Here is a 22,580-nt window from a genome sequence, read left to right on the forward strand (position 1 = left end):
TTTATTAAGGTCTCAGACCTATTAAATATCTTCTTACATTAATTATTTTTTCTTCAGGATATAAACAAGAGAACTGTTTTTATTCAAATTAAACAGGCTTTGCAGAAAGAACCACCCACCTTTAAACAGTCCCGAAATTGAAGAAGTCTTCGATCCGTTGTTCTTTTCGCTTAACATCGAAATGTAGAATGGGTCAAATGGCATGCCTTTAGTTCTTATCAATTCGAAGTTATGTTTGTTTGCGAAAAGTTCAAAATCCGCAGGCGAGAAGTGCCATAAATGGCGGGGAACATCGTATGCAGCCCAATTCTCTTTATAATAGCAAGCATCCGCAGACTCTTTGTTCGGAAGGGCAATAAATAAGGTTCCGTTATCTTTGAGTATACGGTGGAGGCTCTCCATTGTTTCATTCAGCTTTTCGAGATGTTCCAATACATGCCAAAGGGTGATAACGTCTTTGGTGTTTGCTGGTATATCGAAGAGATAATCCGAATCCTGAATGTTCAGACCGAATTTATCATGAGCATAAATACGTGTCTGTTCCGATTTTTCGATTCCGGTTACGATCCATTTCTTTTGGCGCATCGCATTCAGGAAATATCCTGTTCCGCAGCCTATATCTAACAGGGTTCCTGTGGATGCCGGAGCATACTTGGATACAAATCCGGTCTTAGACCGCAGAGCTATCTTTCTTGCCTGATGATATAATGAATTGATTATACCCTTATGTGAATCGGTATGTGATATGTATTCGGGAGCATCGTAGTAGATTCCTATTTCGGATTCGGCCGGAAAATCCTGAGTAAAAGCAAATCCGCATTCGGGGCATTTAAATACTGAAAATACCTCATTTGTTACCAAATGATCTTTACATTCAAACATCCCGGAACATTTTCTGTTCGCACAAACCGGACAAAACTCAATATGTATTGTGTTCATCAGCTACAGGTAAAATAAACTCTTCAAAAAACGTGTAATGATCAGATAGACAGTCTATCCATCTCTATCGTATTTATGTATCCCGCAAAGGTACTAAAATACCGTAACAAAACAATTTGTGCTTAAGAGAATAGGGTGTGCGTTAAATATTTTTCAGATAGTATAAATCACAAGTCCTATTTTTTTTCTGCATTTGTCTCTGTTCCTTTTGCCTTCTTGCGGGTATCATATCCTTTATTAGTTAGTTTTTCGTTTTTTTTGCTTTTCCTTTATCATTAAATGCTTAGTTTTGCAAGTTGAATGCATAAGGCTGTTTCATTTTTAAGGTCTCAGGCCTATTTGTTAACTTGCCAAGCATAAAAGCAACAGTTAGTTATCATTTTAGAAATGTGTCATCAAATGCGTGCTGTTATTTATTAATGAAGAAGGTTCATTTCTGTATATACACATTTGTTTTTCTGTTATTTTCATCACCATTTTGGGGTTCCCAATTGTCTAGAAGTGCTGGAAAGAATAGGAGCGGTTTGCTCTTATCTGACTCTGTTGTTGCTGATTCTGCAAAAAAACAGTTGACTCCTGTCGGCAATGTAAAGGCAGATTCTTTAGCTCAGGACTCAACTGCTCAGGATTCTGTTCCCAAGAAAGCGGCGTTGGATGCTCCGGTTGATTATACGGCAAATGACTCTATCGTCTTCTCATCGGGCAATATGGGATATTTGTATGGAGACAGTAAGGTCGATTATCAGACCATGTCTATCAAAGCCGAAAATATTTCGATGAGCATGGACAGCAGTATTGTACATGCAACATATGGACTTGATTCTATCGGTAAGGAGTTCGGTTATCCTGTTTTCTCTGATAACGGTACCGAATACGAAATGAAAAACGTAAGCTATAATTTCAAATCGAAGAAAGGATATATCCGTCATGTAATCACGCAGCAGGGCGAAGGATATATCGTAGCGGACAAAGCAAAGAAAAATCCCGATGACACATTTTTTATGTGTGACGGAAAATATACTACTTGTGACGATCATGAGCATCCTCACTTTTATATGATGCTCACCAAAGCTAAGGTTCGTCCAAAGAAGAATGTTATTACCGGACCCGCTTATCTAGTGATAGAGGATCTGCCATTGCCGTTGGCAATCCCTTTCGGGTTCTTCCCTTTCTCTGAAAAGTATTCATCGGGTATTATTATGCCTTCTTATGGTGATGATATGGACAGGGGTTTTAACCTGAGGGACGGAGGATACTATTTTGCTATAAATGATAATTATGATCTGGCTCTTACCGGAGAAGTTTATACCAAAGGGTCATGGGGTATTTCGGCTCGTTCGAACTACAAATACCGATATCGTAGAAGCGGCTCTTTTAACTTGAGCTACCTGTACACAAAGATCGGAGACAAGGATATACCCGAATCATTTAGTGAATCAAAAGATTTAAGCCTGAACTGGACACATTCTCAGGATCCTAAAGCTAATATGTACCGGACATTGTCGGCTAGTGTAAGTTACCAGACTTCGACGTATAGCCGTAACAGTCTGAATCAGATTGCTAATATGGAAACCAACTCGACGAGGAGTTCAACTGTGACCCTTACTCAGACTTTCCCTGATTCGCCTTTCTCTATATCGCTCAATGCTACAGCAAACCAAAATGCACAAGATTCTTCGGTGTCTCTGACATTACCTGATTTGACCGTTACGATGTCTCGGATATACCCATTTAAACGGAAGATGGCAGCTGGTGCAGAAAAATGGTATGAAAAAGTTTCTTTGGATTATTCGTTCCAATTCAAAAACAGTATTTCCACAAAAGATGATAAGCTGCTGAAATCGAATCTGGTCAAAGACTGGCAGAATGCAGCTAAACACAGGGTGAGCGCAGGGGCAACATTTAACTTGTTCAATTATTTGAATATTTCTCCTAATATAACATATAACGAACGCTGGTATACAAGAAAGGTCTCGAAAGCATGGGATCCGTCTGCGAACTCCATGGTGGCAGCCGATACGACCTATGGGTTTCATCGTGTCTATGACTTCAACTATTCAATAAGCCTTCAAACGAAATTATATGGTTTTTATGAGCCGGTTTTCAAAATAGGAAAATTACAAAAGATCAGACACGTGTTTACACCGTCTATCAGTTATAGCGGTAGTCCCGATTTTAGTCAGTCTCGTTACGGAGCCTACGTGGGATATAGTTATTACAATGCGGACGGAGAGCTTGTTCAAAATAAATATTCTCCGTATGAAGGCGGAATATTCGGATATCCTTCTTCCGGAAAACAGGGGAATATTAACTTCAGTTTCGATAATAATATCGAAATGAAAGTGGCTACAGATAACGATTCTACTAAAATAATCAGTCTTATCGATAATTTGGGAATCAGCTTTAGTTATAATATGGCTGCCGATAAGTATAAGTGGAGCGATATCGTCACTAATACCCGTTTGAAACTCAGTAAAAATCTTACAGTAAATATTAACGCGGTATTTGACCCGTATGTATATGGGTTGGATTCTAAAAATACTCCGGTAAAACTTGATCAGCTGCGTATTTCGAAATATGGAACGATAGGACGCTTGAAAAGTACAGGATATTCAATCTCTCCTTCGATAAATCAGGACACATTTAAAAAATGGTTTGGAAAAGGAGGCGATAAAGATTCTAAAGGAAAAAAAGATCCTCGTCCGGGAGATGAAAATCTGGATGAGAACACAGAAGATACGGAAGAAACAGGACCAAGACAAAGCCTGTTCAGCAAGAAAAAAGAATCCGGAACTTATGATGATGACGGTTATCAGAGAAATGAAATCAAATGGAACCTGTCATTCAGCTATAGTATGAATTATGGTTATGGTGATTTTGACTATGAGAAACTTGAATATAAAGGAAAAATCAGACAAAATCTGAGTTTTAACGGTTCTATACAGCCAACCAAGAACTGGAACTTCTCTTTTACATCGGCATATGATTTCGATGCGAAAAAGGTAACTTATATGAACTGTAACATCAGCCGTAACTTACACTGTTGGAATATATCGGCATCATTAGTTCCTTTCGGGGATTACACATCTTATTTTGTAACACTGAGAGTAAATTCTTCTATGTTGCAGGATCTTAAATACGAAAAAAGAGGACGTAAAACAAGTTATGATCCCGCATGGGATTGATAAAAGGGGATTAGATATTTCAAATCTGAGGTCTTATGCTTAGGCGATAAAACGACCAAGGACTGTTATAAACAAAAGTATATCATTAAATACTTTCTTTTACTTAGAACCATTCATGAAGATTTTATTGCTGGGTGAATATAGCGGATTGCATTTGACTTTAGCAGAGGCTCTTAAGATTCTGGGACACGAAGTGGTTCTGGCATCTGACGGAGATGGTTTTAAAAACTATTACAGGGATATTGATTTGTATCGGCGGAGTTCGGGCTTATTCGATACAGCTGATAGTTTTGGGCGTGTTGTGGCTAACCTTCGCAATTTCAGAGGATATGACATTGTTCAGTTGATCAACCCTTGTTTTACTACACAGAATATTCATGTCAATATACACTTATACCGGTATCTGAAACGCAATAACGGAAAGGTCTTTTTAGGAGCTTTCGGAGATGATTACTTTTGGTTGAAGGCGTGTCTCGATAAAAAGTTCCGGTATTCGGAATTTAATATCGGAAACAAAGAAAATGATCTGGACTATAATCGTAAAGTTAAATACAACTGGCTGCATACTAAACGAAAAGATGCGAATATAGAAATGGCCGAAACGTCGGATGGTATTGTGGCGTGTCTATACGAATATTTCGCCGCCTATGAGGACGAATATGCGGATAAACTTGCTTACATACCATTACCTGTAAATACCGGCTCTATCAAATACAGCAGCATTGAGATACAGGATAAGATAAACTTCTTTATAGGTATAAATAAAGCCCGAAGCGAATTTAAGGGTACAGATTTATTGTCAGAAGCTTTGACGCACCTGCAACGTACATATCCCGATGATGTAGCAATATTTAAAGCTGAATCTGTTACTTATTCCCGTTATCTGGAGCTGATAAATAATGCTCATGTGGTGCTCGACCAGATATATTCGTATTCGCCTGCAGTAAATGGATTGTTGACTATGGGTTTGGGTAAGGTGCTAGTCAGTGGGGGTGAACCTGAAATGTACAGATTGCTGAATGAAACGGACAACTATCCCATTGTAAATATATATCCTACCGAAGATAGTATTTACGGCAATCTCGAATCTTTGATACTGAATAAATCAACCTTATCGGACAGGGGGATGGCAAGCCGTTCTTTTGTAGAAAAGCATCACGATTATATCAAAGTAGCCCGTCAGTATCTTGATTTTTGGAACAGCAAGTAATATGCTAGGGTTGCATACCAATCGGTTCTATGTGGTAACCCATCAGGCTTAATTTGTTTAGCAAGCCGTCTTCTCCTACCAGATGCAAACAGCCAACAGCTATAAAGGAGGTTTTGTCTGCCATGATTCTAGGTAATTTCTCCAGCCAGTCGTCGTTTCTGTCTTTGTATATAATTTCTCTTTCTTCGGAACCTGAAGAACAATCGGAATCTTCATTCATTAATCGTTCCAGATCAATAAGGTCTCCGTTTTGGTAGCTTTGGTCTAATTCTTTCATTTCTTTTTCAATCGTATGACTCGAAATAACGCATAGTAGTTCGTTTATCTGATCATTAAGTGATTTGGAGTAGAAAAGATATTGTATTTGTTGGTCAAGAGTTTCCAGAGCAACAACCTCTTTGCTATTTGTACGTGCATACTCTTGAAAGTAATTGTCCATATTTTCCGAATATGAGCCTCCATCCGATATTTTATTGTAGAGGTTTACGGTGTACATTGTCAGGATTGTAACAGGGCTGATATTTTCGACCTGAGAGAGCCTTATTTTTAGGTCTTGTTGTAAGACAGAGTCCAGCTTGTTGTAATCAGTTTTATCAAGAAGTTGACTATAAGTTTTTCCTTCAGGTAGTAGAGATGCTTTGCGGATGGCCGATAGATCAAGAGTACCTTCATTCATATCTATTTCGCCGACAACTTGTTGACATGAATTGAGAATGTCGTCCAGTCCGTCTATTCTGCTAAGAAAGGCTTTAGATAAAATATGATTTGTTCCGAATATATATGAACTTTCGGTCAACCCGTTTCCTGATACCTTCCAGAGTACACTGCCTGTAAACTGATGGGTTTGTGCGAACATGCACGAACATGATCCTATAAGATAAAGGGCAAGTATTATTTGTATTTGTCTGAATTGTTTCATGGGGGATCAATTATCTTTTTCAAAATCTTGTATTTCCATTATCGATTCTTCGATCTTTCTGATTTGTTTCCTGTAGAATTTTTTGTAAACAAGCCACATTAAAGCCAGCATTATAACAAACCAGACGCTTACAATAATATATATAAGGTATCTTTTTTCATCGGGGATAGAGCCCGACAACGGATAAAAGAAGGAGATCATAAATACAGAGATAAAAAGAAGTGAGACAAAGACCTCAATATTTATACATAGCTTATACCTGCAAATGTACTTATAACTCATAATGATAGAATTGTTTTTGAGGTCGACCTTCTTCAGTATCAGTATTTTGTATAATTGCCACAGAAAACCCAGTATACAGAAAGACATTAGGAAATACTGCGAAAACTTCGAATATTGAAAAAGAATGAAAAATTTATTATGTATAAATGGAGCTATTATCAGCGGAAGAAAGATAATTGCTCCTATCAGTTCCCATATATATAGCTTGTAGAGAGCAGTCTTACCCTTACCTTTTAGTATAGAGAGTATCTTATCATCGGATACCGATGGTAATTCTATCTGATTCTCATTCCATACTTTTTTTAAATTATCCAGATCCATAAAAATGGTATTTTTTGGTAAAATGCTATAGCACTATTCGTTTGACATTTTTTTGAGTTTATCCTTTATACGGTTCAGCTTTGTAGCCACATTGGTCACGGTAAGACCGGTAATTTCGGCGATCTCTCTATACGGTTTTTCATCCAGATAAAGTAGAACCAGAGCCTTTTCTATCTTTCCCAGCTTGTTTATCAGTCTGTATAATTCTTTGATATTGTCATCTTCGTCGGGAATATCCGAAATATCGATAACCAGATCGGTATAAGAAATAGAACGTTTGCTTCTGCGGAAAAAAGTAATACATGTGTTCAAAGAGATCCTGTATATCCAGGTCGAGACTTTGCTTTCTCCTCTGAATGAAGGATAGGCTTTCCATAGATTCAGAACAACCTCCTGATACAGATCGCTGACACTCTGGTCGATATCCGCATAAAAGGAGACGACTTTGTAGATGATACGCTCGTTATGCCGTACCATATCCATAAAGTCCTTTTCCAAATCCTGATTGTACATTTCCTATTGTAAGGTCTGAGACCTTTTTTATTGGCTATTGTTTTTAAACTGTGATATTACTTACTCTTGTATAATAAGTCGTAGAGTTGTGTTTATAAGTCACACTTTGTAGTCAAAAATAATAATATTTTATAAATAAAATAGCTGAAAATACATTGATGGCAGGTATTGGCCTATATTTAATGTATTTGTTTACAGTATATTGGAAATAATGTATATCTTTGTCGGCGTTCAGTATAGCAACTCTCCCTTATGGATATGCCTAATCCATCCAAATAATGAGTTTTCATAAAAAATGCTAGTTATTTGTTTTTTTAAGGAAAAAAAAAGCTATATATTTGCAGTCCAAAAAATTAGTAATTAACAATAAAAGGAAATACAAAAATGACAAAAGCAGATATCGTTAACGAAATCGCAAAAAACACAGGTATTGACAAAGCAACCGTGTTAACAGCTGTAGAATCTTTCATGGAAGTAGTAAAGGATTCTCTTAGCAAAAGCGAAAACGTTTACCTTAGAGGTTTTGGTAGCTTCGTGGTGAAAAAACGTGCACAAAAAACAGCTCGTAATATTTCAAAAAATACGACAATCATCATTCCAGAGCACAACATTCCTTCTTTCAAGCCCGCTAAAGTTTTTGTCAATCAAGTTAAGAAATAACTGAGTATTAATTTATAAAAACTATAGATCATGCCAAGTGGTAAGAAAAGAAAAAGACATAAAATGTCTACGCATAAGCGTAAAAAAAGATTAAGAAAGAATAGACATAAAAAGAAAAAATAAATTCTTCTGAATCTTATTTAAAGAATTACAAGAACAAACTTAAAGGTTATAGAATGGTTTAAGTTTGTTCTTTGTGCATCTGATAGGAATAACTCCTATGACAGGAGTTGTTGGAAACACAAATACACAGTAGTATAAAATGAATAGCGAACTTGTAGTTGATGTTCAGCCGCAAGAAATCTCTATTGCTGTACTGGAGGATAAGAAATTAGTAGAACTTCAGAAAGAAGCAAGAGATGTTTCGTATGCGGTTGGCAACATTTATGCCGGCAGGGTTAAAAAACTGATGCCGGGGTTGAATGCTGCATTTATAGATATCGGATACAAGAAGGATGCTTTTCTTCACTACTTAGACCTGGGTCCTCAATTCAGATCTGTAGATAAATTCTACAAGCAAGCATTGGGGGATAAAAAGAAATTTCCGCAAGTGTCGAAGATGACACTGGAAAAAGATATTGATAAAGACGGAAGTATAAGCGATATACTGAAAGTGGGACAGGAAATATTGGTGCAGGTGGCTAAAGAGCCGATCTCGACCAAAGGTCCCCGGCTTACATCCGAATTATCATTTGCAGGACGGTTTCTCGTGGTAATACCGTTTAATGATAAAGTATCGATATCGCAAAAAATAAAATCGAAAGAAGAGAGAGCGCGTCTCCGCCAGTTAATTCAAAGTATAAAGCCAAAAAACTTTGGGGTAATAGTCCGCACCGTTGCAGAGGGGAAGAAAGTCGTTGAATTGGATAACGAACTGAAAACTCTGGTAAAACGCTGGGAAGAGAATTTACCCAAAATACAAAAAGACAAACTGCCTACTCTGGTTTATGAAGAGACAGGCCGTATCGTAGGGTTATTGCGAGATGTATTTAATTCATCGTTTCATGATATCCACGTAAACGATAAAGAGGTTTGCAGCCAAATTAAGGACTATATAAGTATTATAGCTCCTGAAAAGAAAGATATTGTAAAGCTTTATACAGGCGATCTTCCTACATTCGATCATTTTGCTGTCACTAAACAAATGAAAGCTCTTTTCGGTAAAACCGTTACTTTCCGTAACGGGGCTTATCTGATTATAGAGCATACCGAGGCTTTACATGTTATTGATGTCAATAGCGGAAACCGAGCTAAAGTAAAAGAAGCCGGACAGGAAAACAATGCATTCGAAGTAAATTCGGCAGCCGCCGAAGAGATTGCAAGGCAACTGCGCCTGCGTGATCTGGGAGGAATTATCGTAATCGATTTTATAGATATGTCGGAAGGTGAACACCGCAGCAAGCTGGTGGCACGAATGCAGGAGCTGATGGCCAGCGACAGAGCCAAACACAATATATTGCCGTTGAGCAAATTCGGGTTGATGCAGATTACCCGTCAACGGGTACGTCCCGAGATGGTGGTTGATACCACTGAAACATGCCCGACATGTTTCGGAAAAGGAGAAATCAAACCATCTATCCTGTTTACCGACTCACTCAGATCTAAAATCAGCTATTTGGTAAATAAGCTGGAAGTGAAAAAATTTACCCTTCATGTACATCCGTATATCGCAGCATATATTAACCAGGGATTCCCATCCCAAAAATGGAAATGGAAATGGCGGTACGGATTCGGTTTTAAAATAATTCCTGATCAAAGCCTGGCTTTTCTCGAGGCTCATTTTTATGGAGCAGATAAGGAAGAGATAGACTTGAAGCAGGAAATCGAATTGAAATAATAGAAAAACGGATGTAATTTTAATATTGCATCCGTTTTTTAGGTCTCAGGCCTTTTTGTTGTAGGGCAAACACATGAAATTAGAACTGATTATTTGAGGCCTGTAGGGCCTTTTTTTCTATTATTACCCATTGACTGCCGAGTGTTTTTATCTATACTTAAAAAAACACATTCGATTATGGCAAAGTACACAGAAGATTTAGGAAAGAAGATTGCTGATGCAATCGAACAAGACGAGTATACATTGGGGGAAATCTGCATGATGCACAATATCAGCCGTAAAACATTTTATCAGTGGGCACGGAATCATTCCGATTTTAAGGAAATGATAGATGATGCCCGTGCGGGACGTGACGAACGTTTGGCTCAAAAAGCACGAAAAATACTCAAGCAGAGATTAGAGCATGGCTATACCGTAGCTACAACCCGATATAAATATGCCGTAGATGATTACGGCGAAATATACCTGACCGGAAAAACAGTGACGATGAAAGAATATTCCGCAGACGAAAAAACGCTGAAAATGGCAATGGCAAAAGAAGGTGAAATAGAAGAAAAAGTAGAGAATATGCCGAGCCCCTGGGAGATCATAGTACTTAACCCGGAAACAGCGGATCAGATTGAACTACTCCGTTTCTCCGGAACCGAAGAAGAAAAAAGAGAAAGGTGCCAGCAAATCGAGCGGAAGTATGCAGCAGCAGGACAGAAATCGGCTACTGATGCTTATGATCCCTCATTGGACAGTCGATATAATGAGGTAATAAAGTGACAATGAAAAATATGCAGATTCGGTGTGACCTTTGTTACCTTTTATGATCGGTTGTTTTCTGTTCACTGATTTTTAAGCACTCACAAACTTTATCAACAGGAAATATTGTTTTAAGACTTTTTCGGAGGGTTATTTTAAACAAAATCTCTTTCTTTGTACATCATGAATGATGCTGTATTAGAGAAACTTAAAGTTTTAGCAGAGTCGGCTAAATACGATGTTTCGTGCTCCTCCAGTGGTACCGTCCGTAAGAATAAGGCGGGTACTTTGGGTAACACGGTAGGGGGCATGGGTATTTGTCATAGCTTTACAGAAGACGGACGTTGCGTTTCGCTACTAAAGATTATGTTGACTAATAACTGTATCTATGACTGCGCATACTGTATAAACCGCAGGAGCAACGATATACGACGGGCGACTTTTACGGTAAATGAGTTGGTGGAACTGACTATCGAGTTTTACCGCCGTAATTATATCGAAGGGTTGTTTCTCAGCTCCGGTGTTATCAGTAATCCCGATTATACCATGGAGCGTATGGTGCGTGCTATAAAGGAATTGAGGGTTGTTCATCGCTTCAATGGCTACATCCATATGAAAAGTATCCCCGGAGCCAGTCAGGAACTGGTAAACGAGGCAGGATTGTATGCCGATCGTATGAGTGTAAACCTCGAAATACCTACCGAGCAGAATCTGAAACTGCTTGCTCCGGAGAAAGACCACATCAGTGTTTTTCAACCGATGAGGTTTATACAGCAGGGAATGCTTCAGAGTATTGAAGACCGCAAACGGATGAGATCTGCTCCCCGATTTGTTCCTGCCGGACAAAGTACACAGATGATTGTTGGAGCCACCAGTGAAACGGATAAGGATATTCTCCGTCTGTCGTCGCTTTTGTACAAACGGCCAAGTATGCGGCGTGTGTATTATTCGGGATTTATACCTGTCAATAGTTACGATAAACGGCTTCCTGTATTGACGAGTGCTCCTTTGGTGAGGGAGAATCGTCTGTATCAGGCCGATTGGCTGATGCGGTTTTATGAATTTAGGGCTGATGAGATTGTTGATGACCGTTTTCCTAATCTTGATCTTGAAATTGACCCGAAGCTGGCATGGGCATTACGGCATCCCGAAATGTTTCCTGTAGATATTAATCGTGCCGACTATTCGATGATTCTGCGTGTGCCGGGCATAGGGGTTAAATCCGCAAAATTGATTGTTACATCACGCAAATACGGAAGGTTGAATTCATCACAACTCAAAAAGATGGGAATAGTAATGAAAAAGGCTCAATACTTTATCACTTGCAACGAGTTGCCGATATATACGGTGAATGAGGCCACACCCGATTATATTCGAAAAATATTGACTGAGCCTAAAAAACGAAAAGGGGAGGATGACCGTCAGATGAAGATCATTTTTCCCGAATAAGTAAAAATCAATGCTTGTATTCTTTTACGATAAAACATTTGAGGGATTGCTGACTGCCGTATTCGATGCGTATAGCCGCAAGACTTTTCCTGATCAGTTATTGGGAGAAGGAGACATTCCCCCGTTGTTTATGGAAGACAGTTATACGGTATTGACTCAGGAGGATAAGTCGATAAGGGTATGGACAGCCCTCGAAAAGAAATTATCGAAACAGGCTTGCAATATGATTACTTATGCATGGCTGTCGGAAGAGGAAGGCTGCGATGACTTGTTGTTCCGCTACATGCGTAAAACAATAGACAGTAGGGTTTCCATTGAAACTAATTTTGGAGATAAAGATGTGTTGGAGTTACATCAGATTGCCCGTAAGGTGAGTCACGAAGGTCATTATCTTGAGATGTTTGTTCGTTTTCAGAAGGCTGCCGACGATATATTCTTTGCTCCCGTTGCTCCTGTTTATAATGCGCTGCCTATTGTGATCAACCATTTTTCGGATCGTTTTTCCGATCAGAAGTGGGTTATATACGATACAAAGCGCAGATACGGGTATTTCTATGACTTGCATACTGCGTCTGAAATAATACTCGAAGATGATAATCATCTGCTGAGCGGAAAACTTGACGAGAGCCTTATGGCTGAGGATGAGAAACTCTTTCAGGAACTATGGAAGGGTTATTTTAAAGCAATGACCATCAAAGAACGGATCAACCTGAGATTGCAGCGACAGCATATGCCGAAACGTTTCTGGAAATATTTGACGGAGAAACAATGATTAGTAACATCAGTTAAAAAATAATATATTATGTATTCAAAATTAAGCTTTGTTCTTTTATTCTTACTGATCTTGCAAGATGCGAATGCACAAACTCATGCAAATATTGATAGTGTTTTCGTGAAAAAATTTCAGTATTCAATGATTTCGAGAGGAGATAATTATCCCGACTTTTCTTCGAGGAAAGATAGTATGGATTATTTTCTGTTTTGCCTACACCAGAACATTCCGCTAGTAGCTTTTATGGAGAAAACCAATTTTAGTAAAGAAAAAGTGAATGAGATTACATCTTTTTTAGAGTCGAAAGATTGGCTTCATAAAATCGGGGATGTGTATAAACCTTCTATTTTTATTGCAAATAATAGGGATGGAGATTCTCTTTTTAAGTATGCTGCTCCTATTTCAGAAGATATTACAAGCAAGATAATTAGTAATTTGCCGAAGATTAAAGATTTGTTTGAAACAACTAATATTGCTAAAACAGATAGTTTTGATACATGGTCTTTTTTTATACTGAGTGATGTCTTATTAGACAGTTGGCAGATTGATAATGTGGAGAAGAACTTTCTTAAAAGACAAAACAGACCGATGAGACATGGTAAATACTATTTTCAGGAGATAGTTGAATGGAATAATCAAGAACGTGAAGCCTTCGGTATTTACGGAAATATGATGATACAGACCAAAGATGAAAAGACTTTTTCTATTTATGGAAATAATAGAGGACAAAAACTGTCAAGAGATCTTTTTGAGCATAAAGTATCAATGTCGGATAATATTATATTAGAGAAGATCGCAGATTCTTTTCTCCCCGATTTGTTAGCTGTATTGGAAAATTATCGGGCTTATAGCGAGCAAACATACGAAAAGCTTGGATACTCTAAAGAGATTAGCTATGACGAGTTCTTTATTTGGTGGTACCACTTTATTTATACTCAAACGACTAATGAACTATTTGAAAAGGGTTATCTGAGTGTGCCCCACAGTGGAAATTTCTACTATGAGATGCTTCCTTCATAAGTGTCTGGTCTTTCTTTCGGTAAAGCTTAGAAGTTCTGATTATTGATATATTGAATCGCTTTTCTATATACTTTATCTATATTTGACCCGTCAACTCAAACTATGTTATGAAAAAGAAGAGGAAGAATAAATTAGCTACCATATTTGTAGTGCTTGTTATCGTACTTGCGGCTGCATTCGTATTCAGAGGAACCCTTTACAGAGGAGCCACCGGTTATAAAGAAGACGGGGGAAGGAAGAATTATAAAGTGAAGGATAAGAATCTGGCTGTGTTTATCGAAAACAATATTGATAACCCGGCTGATGATATAGAATCTATCATCGATCTGTCGCTCAAAATTACGGGGCGAGCTCTAGATTATTCGACCGAAGCGACCGAGAATGACCCGAATAAGACTGTCTTACTTCGTCGTGCAAGTAATGCCGGATATGCTGCATTTACGGCATCTGCGGGAAATTACCTTATCGATAAGTATAAACTGTCAAAAATATGGGAGGCACAACCGGTAAAAGGTAAGCTTTTTGTATTTGGACAGGATATGCAGAAGAGAACAAAGAACAAGTCGTTTAAAGATTACGATTTTGTTATATTCCGCAATAAGATCACTAAACGAGAGATATGTGTTGATCCTGCTGCCTATGATAAATTTGGAATTAAACGTATCTCCAAGTATTGAGTGCTGAAATATCATATAGCGATAAAATAAAGGAGCATGCCCTCAGTCTCGGATTTGATGCATGCGGAGTCTGTCGTGCCGAACCAATCGGAAATGAAGAAAAAGTCCGTCTGGAAAGGTGGATAGCGGATGGATATCAGGCTGATATGGATTATCTGGCACGTAATACCGAAAAGAGGATCGATCCGACAAAACTTGTAGAAGGAGCCCGTTCGATAATCAGTCTTGCTCTCAATTATTATCCACAAGAACGTCAAGCGGAAGATGCTCCGCAGTTTGCCTTTTATGCTTATGGTAAGGATTACCATGAAGTAATGAAGGAAAAACTCAATCAGTTATTCGACTTTATTAAAACGTTGGTTCCTGATGTTCAGGGTAGGGTATTTTCAGACACAGCACCTGTGATGGAACGGTATTGGGCAGTAAAGGCCGGACTAGGGTTTATCGGTAAGAATACACTACTAATTATCCCGAAAAAAGGATCGTATTTCTTTCTCGGAGAGATTATGATAGATCGGGAACTCGATTATGACAGTCCTTTAAGTCTTTCGTGCGGAAAATGCACAAGGTGTCTTGATGCTTGTCCTACTAATGCGCTTGAAAAACCTCATTTGTTGAATGCTAATAAGTGTATATCGTATCAGACTATTGAGAATAAAGGAGAGATTGCAGAGAGTATTAAGCCGTTGTTGAATAACAGAATGTACGGATGTGACATCTGTCAGCTGGTATGTCCTTGGAACAGATATGCTAGACCTCACACCACAGAAGAATTTAATCCGAAAGCCGAATTTTTGTCTCTGGATTATGATTCGATGGCTAACATGCAGGTCGAAGATTACCAACGGATATTTAAAGGGTCAGCTGTAAAACGTGCAAAATACAGCGGACTTATGCGAAATATAAAAGCATTGGCGGACAATAAGAAATTGTAGTGCAGAATGCTGTCTTAGATGTAATATTCCGAAACATCTACAATTCCTGCCCGCATAGCGTATTTGGTGGCTTCGTGAACGTTGTTGACTTCCAATTTGCGGAAGATGTTTTTGCGGTGGGTTATTACAGTATGGAAACTGAGATTGCGGTCTGCCGCTATTTCTTTGGTCGTTTTGCCTAAGGCTATTTCTTTTAATATCTCTTTCTCTGTTGCAGTAAGATGGTTGTCGGACAGATCACTTAGAGATCGGGTTAATGTTTTGATATGATTGTCGACCCGTTTGCAGAAAAACTGATCACCTAATGAGGTTGAGATAATAGCGTCCTTTATTTCGTCTAATGTATTCGATTTAAGGGCAATGCTGAAAGGTAAGCTGTAAGTGACCATTTCTCGCAGAAAAGTATCGCTCAGCTCATCCGAAAAGAGCAGCCATGTAACGAGAGGGTATCTTTCGTGCAGAATCTGGAGCTCATTGATGGAGGCGAAGTCTGATAGTGTATAATCTAAAATGACCATACAGCCGTTGTTCTCCGAAAGCATATTGAGTAATTGAGGTTTATTTGAGGCGTCAAGTACAACTCCAATTTCTTTAATCTGGCTTACGAGCGATTTTAATCCCTGTCGGGTTATATCCTGGGCATCGGCTATAATTAAGTCTTTCATTTTTTTATCGGAATAAGGATTCAAACCTTTTGCATATCAATTATCAACACGTTAAGTGTTTTCTATTACTAAATTACAAATCTAATAAAATTTAAATAGACTTATTCGTGTTTTTGCCAATTAAGGTTTCAGACCTATTTATTGCCTGGGGAGCAAATTGTATTTAAGATGCTAATGTGATATGCGTTTTGACAGTTGGAGGCTATTGATCTTTGCTGGAGTTTTATCTGTATTCTGTGTGTTAGAGCGTTTTTTTCAGAAGTAAGCGAAATTATTACTTGTATTTTATCTATATAGAAAGGCGATGAGGCAATATTGAAATAGCAGATATTTTAATAAAATCATGTTGAATCTCGAAAGGAAAAAGAACTGATATAAGATGAGAAGTAGAAAAAATATTTCTTGTGAAATATGATTGTTTTCTCATCTTTTTCTAATTGTGAATTTTGATTTTTTTAGCCCTAAAATATTCTATAAAACATGTTTTTTTTAGTGTAACTGTTTGTTTTATTGTTAATTGTATGGCGATAATACAGAAAAGACCTTAAAAATAGTTAAGTATGTGAACTGTTCAAAAACATGTTTCTTTGACAATTTGATTATGTTTTTATAAATCAAACGTTTAGCGATGTGTCAAATTTTGAGACATTGTTAAATACATGAAAACAACCACATTTACACTTGTTATTAACAAAATAATTGTGTTATCTTTGAATATTTCACATCTCAGAGAGAAACAGTATTTTTTATAAACGTAGTATCACTTTATGGAGAAGACCCTTGTTATATTAAAGCCTTCTGCGATGCAGAGAGGACTGATAGGAGAAGTAACCTCACGGTTCGAGCGCAAAGGTTTAATACTGGCAGGGACGAAGATGATACAGCTGGACGATGCGATTCTGAATGAACATTATGCGCATCTGAAGGATAAACCGTTTTTCCAAAGAGTAAAAAATTCCATGATGGCATCGCCGGTTATAGTACAATGCTGGGAAGGTATTGATGCTGTATCGGTAGTAAGGGCTCTGGTTGGAAAAACAAATGGACGGGAAGCAGCAGCAGGCACTATCAGGGGAGATTACTCAATCTCTTTCCAGGAAAATATTGTGCATGCATCCGATTCGGTCGAAGCGGCAGAAGTTGAGCTTTCCAGATTCTTTGAAGAAAATGAAATCTTTGCATATAAGAAGGCTGTATTATCATTCTTATATTCAAATGATGAAGTATAATTCAGTATATAATCAAAAAGTTATTTAACGTGAGTTTGAAAACAATCAAAGTCTGTACTTTAGCTACAATGCTATTTATCCCTTTGTGCTCTTTTGCGCAGACCAAAGAACACAAAGACGATGCAGCAAGAGTGGAGCTAAACTACAAACAAAGGCACAGCAAACCGTCGAATGACCTCTACGCAGACGGTATAAAAATTAAGCGAGATTTATCACTAATCAAAGAGGCGCAAGAAGAACGTATTATGGATGCAGATGAAATCCCATCTGATGACCTATACGGCAGTATCTGGAATAACCGTTATGTGAATATATACGGTTCATTAGACGACATCCCCTCGACGTACACAGTCGACCTTTCAAACTTCACAATGCCCACAATGGGTTATACCACTTCAAATTACGGACACAGAGGCAGAAGAATGCACCATGGAATTGACCTGAAAGTTCAGATCGGCGATACAATCTATGCTGCTTTCGACGGAAAGATACGTGTTTGTGAGTACGAAAGAAGAGGATATGGTAATTATGTCGTAATCCGTCATCCAAATGGATTGGAAACCGTTTACGGTCACCTTTCGAAATTTTTGGTTTCGGATAATGATGTCGTTAAATCGGGAGATCCTATTGCTTTGGGTGGTAACACAGGGCGTTCAACCGGATCGCATCTTCACTTCGAACTGCGTTTCTTAGGTCGTTCTATTGATCCGATAGATGTGATAGACTTTGAAAATAAAACTTGCCATAAGGATAAGTATCTGGTTGTTACAAATGCGTTGGGAAGACCCGGACGTAACTTCAAAGCAGCGAATACAAGCCGTTCCTCTGCGAACAGCACAAACAAATACGCAACAGGAACAGTTTCGTATTATCGGATAAAGAAAGGAGATACACTTGGTAAGATTGCCAGACAGCATGGTTTATCTATCAGTAAGTTGTGTTCTCTGAATAATATGTCAAAAACAGAGACTCTTCGTTTAGGCAAAACATTGCGCGTTTCGTGATACATCGAAAATACTAACATACAGAAAAGCATAGGGTTTTCCTTATGCTTTTTGTTTTTTTTCATACCTTTGCATAGAAAGAAAGGTCTCTGGACTTTTGTTAGACTGGTCAAACATAATGACAGCAGATAGTTGCTATTTTGAATAGAGTATCAAATGCTTTCTGCTTATTAAGACATGGTTTCAATTAATTTATCTATATAGAAAAGATGCCAAATACCGAACAACAATTTGAACACATTATCTCGATATGCAGGGACTTATTCAAAAAGAAACTGACTGATTACGGAGCATCGTGGAGAATACTTCGCCCGCAATCGGTAACTGACCAGATTCTTATAAAAGCAAAAAGAATCAGGAGTATCGAAGAAAAAGGTGTGACTAAAGTAGATGAAGGTATTGCTTCCGAATTTATAGGTATTGTAAATTATGGAATTGTAGCATTGATCCAACTCGAATTAGGGCATAACGATGGGATTGATATCACAACCGATCGGGCAATGGAGTTGTATGATAAGCATATGTTGCAGACTAAAAATCTGATGTTTGCTAAAAATCATGATTATGGAGAGGCTTGGAGAAGTATGCGTATCAGCTCGTATACTGATCTTATCTTGGTGAAGTTGTTCAGAACAAAACAAATAGAGAATAACGAAGGACAAACTATTGTGTCTGAAGGTGTAGATGCCAATTATATGGATATGATTAATTATTCGATATTTGGGCTTATCAAACTAAATTATCCGGAAGACGAAGAATAATTATTCGATATTTTGCAGATATTGATGGGTAAGACTAAATCACTTATAGAGAAAATTTTAGTAGAGATAGCTCGGGTTTTGCTTGGGGCTACCTTTATATTTTCGGGTTTTGTCAAGTCGATAGATCCTTTGGGTACAGCCTATAAAGTACAGGATTATCTTACTTCATTCGGCTTTTCGGATCTGTTGTACTTATCGTTACCCATATCTATTATTTTGTGTGCAGGCGAATTGTGTCTCGGCATATTTATGCTCTTTGGACTCTATCGCAAATGGACATCACGTCTGTTGTTTCTCGTGATGCTTTTTATGACCCCTTTGACTTTGTATCTGGCAATAGCTAATCCTGTAAAAGATTGCGGCTGTTTTGGAGATGCCCTGATTATTACCAATTGGGAAACATTTTTCAAGAATATTGTTTTGATGGCATGTTCTGTAGCCACTCTTTTGTGGTATGAAAGAATTACTAATCTATTTACCGGCAAATTCTATTGGCTTGTATCATTGTATATTATTATTTGCGGAATCGTTTTTTGTATATACAATACAAGCAATGAGCCGATGATCGATTTTCGTCCCTATAAGATCGGAGCGGATATTCCTAAGCTGATGACTGTGGAAGGAGATAAAGCTCCTGTTTATGAGAATACTTTTATCTATGAAAAAGACGGGGTGAAGAAAGAATTCACAGAAGATAATTATCCGTGGGAGGATTCTACCTGGGTGTTTGTAGATCGTTATAATAAAGTCATAAAAGAAGGAGAAGAACCTGTTATTCATGATTTTTCGATAAACAGGCTTTATCTGAATAGGCAGAAGACAAAGATAGAAGCCGAAGAAGATATAACCAACGAGGTATTGACCGATACAAATTATACCTTTCTGATGATTGCGTATTCTTTGCCTGAAATGAGAATTAATAATCTGGGTAATTTTGAAGATGTCAATAATTATGCGAAAGATTACGGTTATAAATTCTATTGTCTGACATCATCTCCACGTGATACTATTCTAAGCCAGGAAAATAAGAATATTACCAATTTTGATTATTGCCTGACTGATGAACGTACGCTCAAAACGATAACGAGATCAAATCCGGGACTTTTATTAATAAAGAATGGAGTTATCATAAACAAATGGGGAGATAAAGATGTGCCCGAAGAAAGAATGCTGAACAAACCGATTGAAAAATTGTCAGTAGGTCATCCCGAAAAAGATAATTTTCCTAATACCCGGGATATAACAAAAATAATCCTCTTGTTCTTTGTACCTTTGGTTATAGTTAAGATTCTGGATGCGTTATTGTACCATAGGAAAAGTGTAGCTCCTACAGAGATAAAGGAGCCGGAGGAAAATAAGAATTGAGAATATTGTTAAATTTTTTATATTATATAATATCATACCATTATGAGAAAGAATATCGTTGCCGGAAACTGGAAGATGAATAAAACTCTTCAAGAAGGTTTAGCTTTAGTAGATGCACTTAAAGTAGCTCTAGCTGATAGAGATAAAGTAAATTGCGATGTGGTACTAGGTACTCCGTTTATACATTTGGTTAATGCAGTAGCTTCTATCGGTGATAAAAAAATCGGTGTTGCAGCTCAAAACTGTGCAGATAAAGTATCTGGAGCTTATACCGGAGAAGTTTCGGCTGCAATGATAGCATCAACAGGTGCTAAATATGTGATTCTTGGTCACTCAGAACGTCGTACTTATTATGGAGAAACAGATGCTACTCTCAAAGAAAAAGTAGTTTTGGCTTTGGCTAACGGACTTACTCCTATCTTCTGTATAGGTGAAGTATTGGAAGAAAGAGAATCTAACAAACAAGAAGTTGTTGTAAAATCTCAAATCGAGAATGCTTTGTTTGCGCTATCTGCCGAAGATTTTTCTAAGATCGTATTAGCTTATGAGCCTGTTTGGGCTATCGGTACAGGTAAAACTGCAACTTCTGCTCAGGCTCAGGAAATGCATGCATTTATCCGTAAAACTATCGTTGATAAATATGGTAAAGAAGTGGCTGACGGTATCTCTATCCTTTACGGAGGTAGCTGTAATGCATCAAATGCAAAAGAATTGTTTGCAAATCCTGATGTAGACGGTGGTCTTATCGGTGGAGCTTCTCTTGAAGTTGATAAATTTATGCCTATTATCGACGCATTCTAAGAAATAATATGAGTAATACGGAGTTGGAGTATACTCTCTCTCCGTATTATCTTTAGATAAGATAGCAGAATCTATTATTTAGCAAAAACAGGTCTGTCGACCTTAGTAAATTATGAATAAACTTACTTGCATATTTTTTATATTGTTAAGCTGCAGCCTTTCGGTTATAGCGCAGAATAAGTCTATTACAGATGATTTGAATACAACTAAAGCAGGACAGGGTAAAGTTGTTATTTATCAGGATGATGCTATAAAAAACATGGTGGGTTCTACAGTCAGAACCAGTGCTTCGACATCAGGAACGACTGATGTCGAGTCTCAGTTATCGGTAGTTTCGGATAATAACTCTACCAAAACTTTTGTAAAGGCAAAAGGTTATCGTATTCAGGTATATAGCGGGAGTGATCAGAAACGCTCTAAAAATGAAGCTCAGTATCGTAAGGATGCTGTGCAATCTGCATATCCTAATATGGATGCGACTATATCATATGCATCTCCGGTATGGAGAGTGAGAGTCGGTAATTTTAAAACACATGAACAAGCTCAGCAGGCTTTGTCGGAAATGAAGGATAAATTGCCTTCATTCGGACGAGAAATGCGAATTGTGGAAGATGTAATAAAAGTAGCCGTAGACTAAGCAAGTCTGAGTCCTTAAACGTGTAATAAACAGCCGTTTCAGATATTCTGATCCGGTATAATTATAAGAAAAAGAAATGCCGTCAACAGATAGCAAAGATCAGAAGACATCGATATTAGCAGAAAACTATAAGGGTATTATCAGCCTGTTGGGAGAAAATGTAAGCAGAGAAGGTTTATTGGATACTCCGGAGCGTGTAGCCAAGGCCATGCAGTTTCTTACAAGCGGATATACTGAAGACCCTCAGGAGGTGCTTCGTAAGGCTCTTTTCAAAGAAGATTATAAACAAATGGTTATAGTGAAAGATATAGACTTCTATTCACTCTGCGAACATCATATGCTGCCTTTTTGGGGTAAAGCACATGTCGCATATATTCCTAATGGATATATAACCGGATTAAGCAAAATACCGCGTATTGTTGATATATTTTCAAGACGTTTACAGGTGCAGGAAAGATTAACTACGCAAATAAAAGATTGTCTTCAGGAAACCCTGAATCCTTTGGGGGTAATGGTGGTGATAGAAGCTCAGCATATGTGTATGCAAATGCGTGGGGTACAGAAACAAAATTCAACTACTACGACTTCGGACTTTACCGGAGCATTTAATCAGGCAAAAACCCGTGAGGAGTTCATCAATCTTATCAAATAG

The 22,580-nt window shown here is 37.9% G+C and carries 22 protein-coding genes; 17 read left to right on the forward strand and 5 right to left on the reverse strand.

The features are described 5' to 3' along the window. Positions 1–42 precede the first annotated feature (42 nt). Entirely contained in the window at positions 43–882 is an 840-nt protein-coding gene (locus AABJ51_RS14200; protein ID WP_338373044.1) for a class I SAM-dependent methyltransferase, read from the reverse strand. Between the two features lie 581 nt (positions 883–1,463). Between AABJ51_RS14200 and AABJ51_RS14205 the strand changes: the two genes are divergently transcribed. Together AABJ51_RS14205 and AABJ51_RS14210 are read left to right on the forward strand one after the other, a co-directional pair. Continuing rightward, on the forward strand, positions 1,464–4,124 hold the full coding sequence (locus tag AABJ51_RS14205; protein ID WP_338373046.1) for a putative LPS assembly protein LptD: 2,661 nt from the start codon (positions 1,464–1,466) through the stop codon (positions 4,122–4,124). Between the two features lie 115 nt (positions 4,125–4,239). Then, on the forward strand, positions 4,240–5,334 hold the full coding sequence (locus AABJ51_RS14210) for a glycosyltransferase family protein (RefSeq protein ID WP_338373047.1): 1,095 nt from the start codon (positions 4,240–4,242) through the stop codon (positions 5,332–5,334). 4 nt (positions 5,335–5,338) lie between these two features. Here the strand turns inward: AABJ51_RS14210 and AABJ51_RS14215 are convergent, their stop codons facing one another. Genes AABJ51_RS14215 through AABJ51_RS14225 form a run of 3 tightly spaced genes read right to left on the reverse strand, consistent with a single transcriptional unit; the run spans position 5,339 to position 7,369 of the window. Next, positions 5,339–6,253 carry a TraB/GumN family protein gene (locus AABJ51_RS14215; protein ID WP_338373049.1) on the reverse strand — a complete coding sequence of 305 codons (915 nt, stop codon included), beginning with the start codon at positions 6,251–6,253 and terminating at the stop codon, positions 5,339–5,341. Between the two features lie 6 nt (positions 6,254–6,259). Next, positions 6,260–6,856 (reverse strand): hypothetical protein, encoded by a 597-nt coding sequence (locus AABJ51_RS14220; RefSeq protein WP_134435577.1) that lies wholly within the window; start codon positions 6,854–6,856, stop codon positions 6,260–6,262. Positions 6,857–6,889: 33 nt separating this feature from the next. Then, a complete protein-coding gene (locus tag AABJ51_RS14225) occupies positions 6,890–7,369 on the reverse strand; it encodes an RNA polymerase sigma factor (RefSeq protein ID WP_026627130.1) in 480 nt (159 codons plus the stop codon). Positions 7,370–7,753: 384 nt separating this feature from the next. On the opposite strand from AABJ51_RS14225, the gene AABJ51_RS14230 reads away from it, so the two are divergent. From AABJ51_RS14230 to queG, 8 genes are all read left to right on the forward strand, one after another. After that, the gene (locus tag AABJ51_RS14230; protein ID WP_026627129.1) at positions 7,754–8,029 is read left to right on the forward strand and encodes an HU family DNA-binding protein; all 276 of its coding nucleotides are present in this window, start codon (positions 7,754–7,756) and stop codon (positions 8,027–8,029) included. A 262-nt stretch (positions 8,030–8,291) separates the two neighbouring features. Further along, positions 8,292–9,866 (forward strand): Rne/Rng family ribonuclease, encoded by a 1,575-nt coding sequence (locus tag AABJ51_RS14235; protein WP_026627128.1) that lies wholly within the window; start codon positions 8,292–8,294, stop codon positions 9,864–9,866. A gap of 177 nt (positions 9,867–10,043) precedes the next feature. Continuing rightward, positions 10,044–10,634, forward strand: coding sequence for a terminase small subunit-like protein (locus AABJ51_RS14240; RefSeq protein ID WP_338373052.1), 591 nt, complete (start codon positions 10,044–10,046; stop codon positions 10,632–10,634). A gap of 162 nt (positions 10,635–10,796) precedes the next feature. Further along, entirely contained in the window at positions 10,797–12,062 is a 1,266-nt protein-coding gene (locus tag AABJ51_RS14245; protein WP_338373053.1) for a putative DNA modification/repair radical SAM protein, read from the forward strand. A gap of 10 nt (positions 12,063–12,072) precedes the next feature. Then, positions 12,073–12,834 (forward strand): TIGR03915 family putative DNA repair protein, encoded by a 762-nt coding sequence (locus AABJ51_RS14250; RefSeq protein WP_338373055.1) that lies wholly within the window; start codon positions 12,073–12,075, stop codon positions 12,832–12,834. Positions 12,835–12,864: 30 nt separating this feature from the next. Continuing rightward, entirely contained in the window at positions 12,865–13,854 is a 990-nt protein-coding gene (locus AABJ51_RS14255; protein ID WP_338373057.1) for a hypothetical protein, read from the forward strand. Positions 13,855–13,961: 107 nt separating this feature from the next. Beyond that, complete coding sequence (locus AABJ51_RS14260; protein ID WP_134435580.1) at positions 13,962–14,531, forward strand: hypothetical protein; 570 nt, start codon at positions 13,962–13,964, stop codon at positions 14,529–14,531. Beyond that, positions 14,528–15,466, forward strand: a complete 939-nt coding sequence (gene queG, locus AABJ51_RS14265) for a tRNA epoxyqueuosine(34) reductase QueG (protein WP_338373058.1) — start codon at positions 14,528–14,530, stop codon at positions 15,464–15,466. Before AABJ51_RS14260 ends, queG begins: the two co-directional genes overlap by 4 nt. A gap of 14 nt (positions 15,467–15,480) precedes the next feature. Here queG and AABJ51_RS14270 read toward each other — a convergent pair whose 3' ends face one another. Further along, positions 15,481–16,131: a response regulator transcription factor gene (locus AABJ51_RS14270; protein ID WP_026627123.1), complete on the reverse strand. Its 651-nt coding sequence runs from the start codon at positions 16,129–16,131 to the stop codon at positions 15,481–15,483. Positions 16,132–16,898: 767 nt separating this feature from the next. On the opposite strand from AABJ51_RS14270, the gene ndk reads away from it, so the two are divergent. From ndk to folE, 7 genes are all read left to right on the forward strand, one after another. Continuing rightward, positions 16,899–17,360: a nucleoside-diphosphate kinase gene (gene ndk / locus AABJ51_RS14275; RefSeq protein WP_026627122.1), complete on the forward strand. Its 462-nt coding sequence runs from the start codon at positions 16,899–16,901 to the stop codon at positions 17,358–17,360. 29 nt (positions 17,361–17,389) lie between these two features. Next, positions 17,390–18,364 (forward strand): peptidoglycan DD-metalloendopeptidase family protein, encoded by a 975-nt coding sequence (locus AABJ51_RS14280; protein WP_338373061.1) that lies wholly within the window; start codon positions 17,390–17,392, stop codon positions 18,362–18,364. 209 nt (positions 18,365–18,573) lie between these two features. Continuing rightward, positions 18,574–19,125 (forward strand): DUF1599 domain-containing protein, encoded by a 552-nt coding sequence (locus AABJ51_RS14285; protein WP_026627120.1) that lies wholly within the window; start codon positions 18,574–18,576, stop codon positions 19,123–19,125. Positions 19,126–19,149: 24 nt separating this feature from the next. Beyond that, positions 19,150–20,490, forward strand: coding sequence for a BT_3928 family protein (locus AABJ51_RS14290; protein ID WP_026627119.1), 1,341 nt, complete (start codon positions 19,150–19,152; stop codon positions 20,488–20,490). A gap of 42 nt (positions 20,491–20,532) precedes the next feature. Next, the gene (tpiA, locus tag AABJ51_RS14295) at positions 20,533–21,291 is read left to right on the forward strand and encodes a triose-phosphate isomerase (protein WP_026627118.1); all 759 of its coding nucleotides are present in this window, start codon (positions 20,533–20,535) and stop codon (positions 21,289–21,291) included. A 112-nt stretch (positions 21,292–21,403) separates the two neighbouring features. Next, positions 21,404–21,928, forward strand: coding sequence for an SPOR domain-containing protein (locus AABJ51_RS14300; RefSeq protein WP_026627117.1), 525 nt, complete (start codon positions 21,404–21,406; stop codon positions 21,926–21,928). Between the two features lie 76 nt (positions 21,929–22,004). After that, positions 22,005–22,580, forward strand: coding sequence for a GTP cyclohydrolase I FolE (folE, locus tag AABJ51_RS14305; protein WP_338373064.1), 576 nt, complete (start codon positions 22,005–22,007; stop codon positions 22,578–22,580).

The sequence above is a fragment of the Indolivaga capnocytophagoides genome, assembly GCF_036511535.1.
Classification (GTDB): domain Bacteria; phylum Bacteroidota; class Bacteroidia; order Bacteroidales; family Dysgonomonadaceae; genus Dysgonomonas_A; species Dysgonomonas_A capnocytophagoides.

Excerpts from the sequence above, each read along its gene's own strand:
- AABJ51_RS14200 (WP_338373044.1), bottom strand. The coding sequence starts at position 882 with ATGTTTGAATGTAAAGATCATTTGGTAACAAATGAGGTATTTTCAGTA.
- AABJ51_RS14210 (WP_338373047.1), top strand. The coding sequence starts at position 4,240 with ATGAAGATTTTATTGCTGGGTGAATATAGCGGATTGCATTTGACTTTA.
- AABJ51_RS14215 (WP_338373049.1), bottom strand. The coding sequence starts at position 6,253 with ATGAAACAATTCAGACAAATACAAATAATACTTGCCCTTTATCTTATA.
- AABJ51_RS14220 (WP_134435577.1), bottom strand. The coding sequence starts at position 6,856 with ATGGATCTGGATAATTTAAAAAAAGTATGGAATGAGAATCAGATAGAA.
- AABJ51_RS14225 (WP_026627130.1), bottom strand. The coding sequence starts at position 7,369 with ATGTACAATCAGGATTTGGAAAAGGACTTTATGGATATGGTACGGCAT.
- AABJ51_RS14230 (WP_026627129.1), top strand. The coding sequence starts at position 7,754 with ATGACAAAAGCAGATATCGTTAACGAAATCGCAAAAAACACAGGTATT.
- AABJ51_RS14235 (WP_026627128.1), top strand. The coding sequence starts at position 8,292 with ATGAATAGCGAACTTGTAGTTGATGTTCAGCCGCAAGAAATCTCTATT.
- AABJ51_RS14240 (WP_338373052.1), top strand. The coding sequence starts at position 10,044 with ATGGCAAAGTACACAGAAGATTTAGGAAAGAAGATTGCTGATGCAATC.
- AABJ51_RS14245 (WP_338373053.1), top strand. The coding sequence starts at position 10,797 with ATGAATGATGCTGTATTAGAGAAACTTAAAGTTTTAGCAGAGTCGGCT.
- AABJ51_RS14250 (WP_338373055.1), top strand. The coding sequence starts at position 12,073 with ATGCTTGTATTCTTTTACGATAAAACATTTGAGGGATTGCTGACTGCC.
- AABJ51_RS14255 (WP_338373057.1), top strand. The coding sequence starts at position 12,865 with ATGTATTCAAAATTAAGCTTTGTTCTTTTATTCTTACTGATCTTGCAA.
- AABJ51_RS14260 (WP_134435580.1), top strand. The coding sequence starts at position 13,962 with ATGAAAAAGAAGAGGAAGAATAAATTAGCTACCATATTTGTAGTGCTT.
- AABJ51_RS14270 (WP_026627123.1), bottom strand. The coding sequence starts at position 16,131 with ATGAAAGACTTAATTATAGCCGATGCCCAGGATATAACCCGACAGGGA.
- ndk (WP_026627122.1), top strand. The coding sequence starts at position 16,899 with ATGGAGAAGACCCTTGTTATATTAAAGCCTTCTGCGATGCAGAGAGGA.
- AABJ51_RS14285 (WP_026627120.1), top strand. The coding sequence starts at position 18,574 with ATGCCAAATACCGAACAACAATTTGAACACATTATCTCGATATGCAGG.
- AABJ51_RS14290 (WP_026627119.1), top strand. The coding sequence starts at position 19,150 with ATGGGTAAGACTAAATCACTTATAGAGAAAATTTTAGTAGAGATAGCT.
- tpiA (WP_026627118.1), top strand. The coding sequence starts at position 20,533 with ATGAGAAAGAATATCGTTGCCGGAAACTGGAAGATGAATAAAACTCTT.
- AABJ51_RS14300 (WP_026627117.1), top strand. The coding sequence starts at position 21,404 with ATGAATAAACTTACTTGCATATTTTTTATATTGTTAAGCTGCAGCCTT.
- folE (WP_338373064.1), top strand. The coding sequence starts at position 22,005 with ATGCCGTCAACAGATAGCAAAGATCAGAAGACATCGATATTAGCAGAA.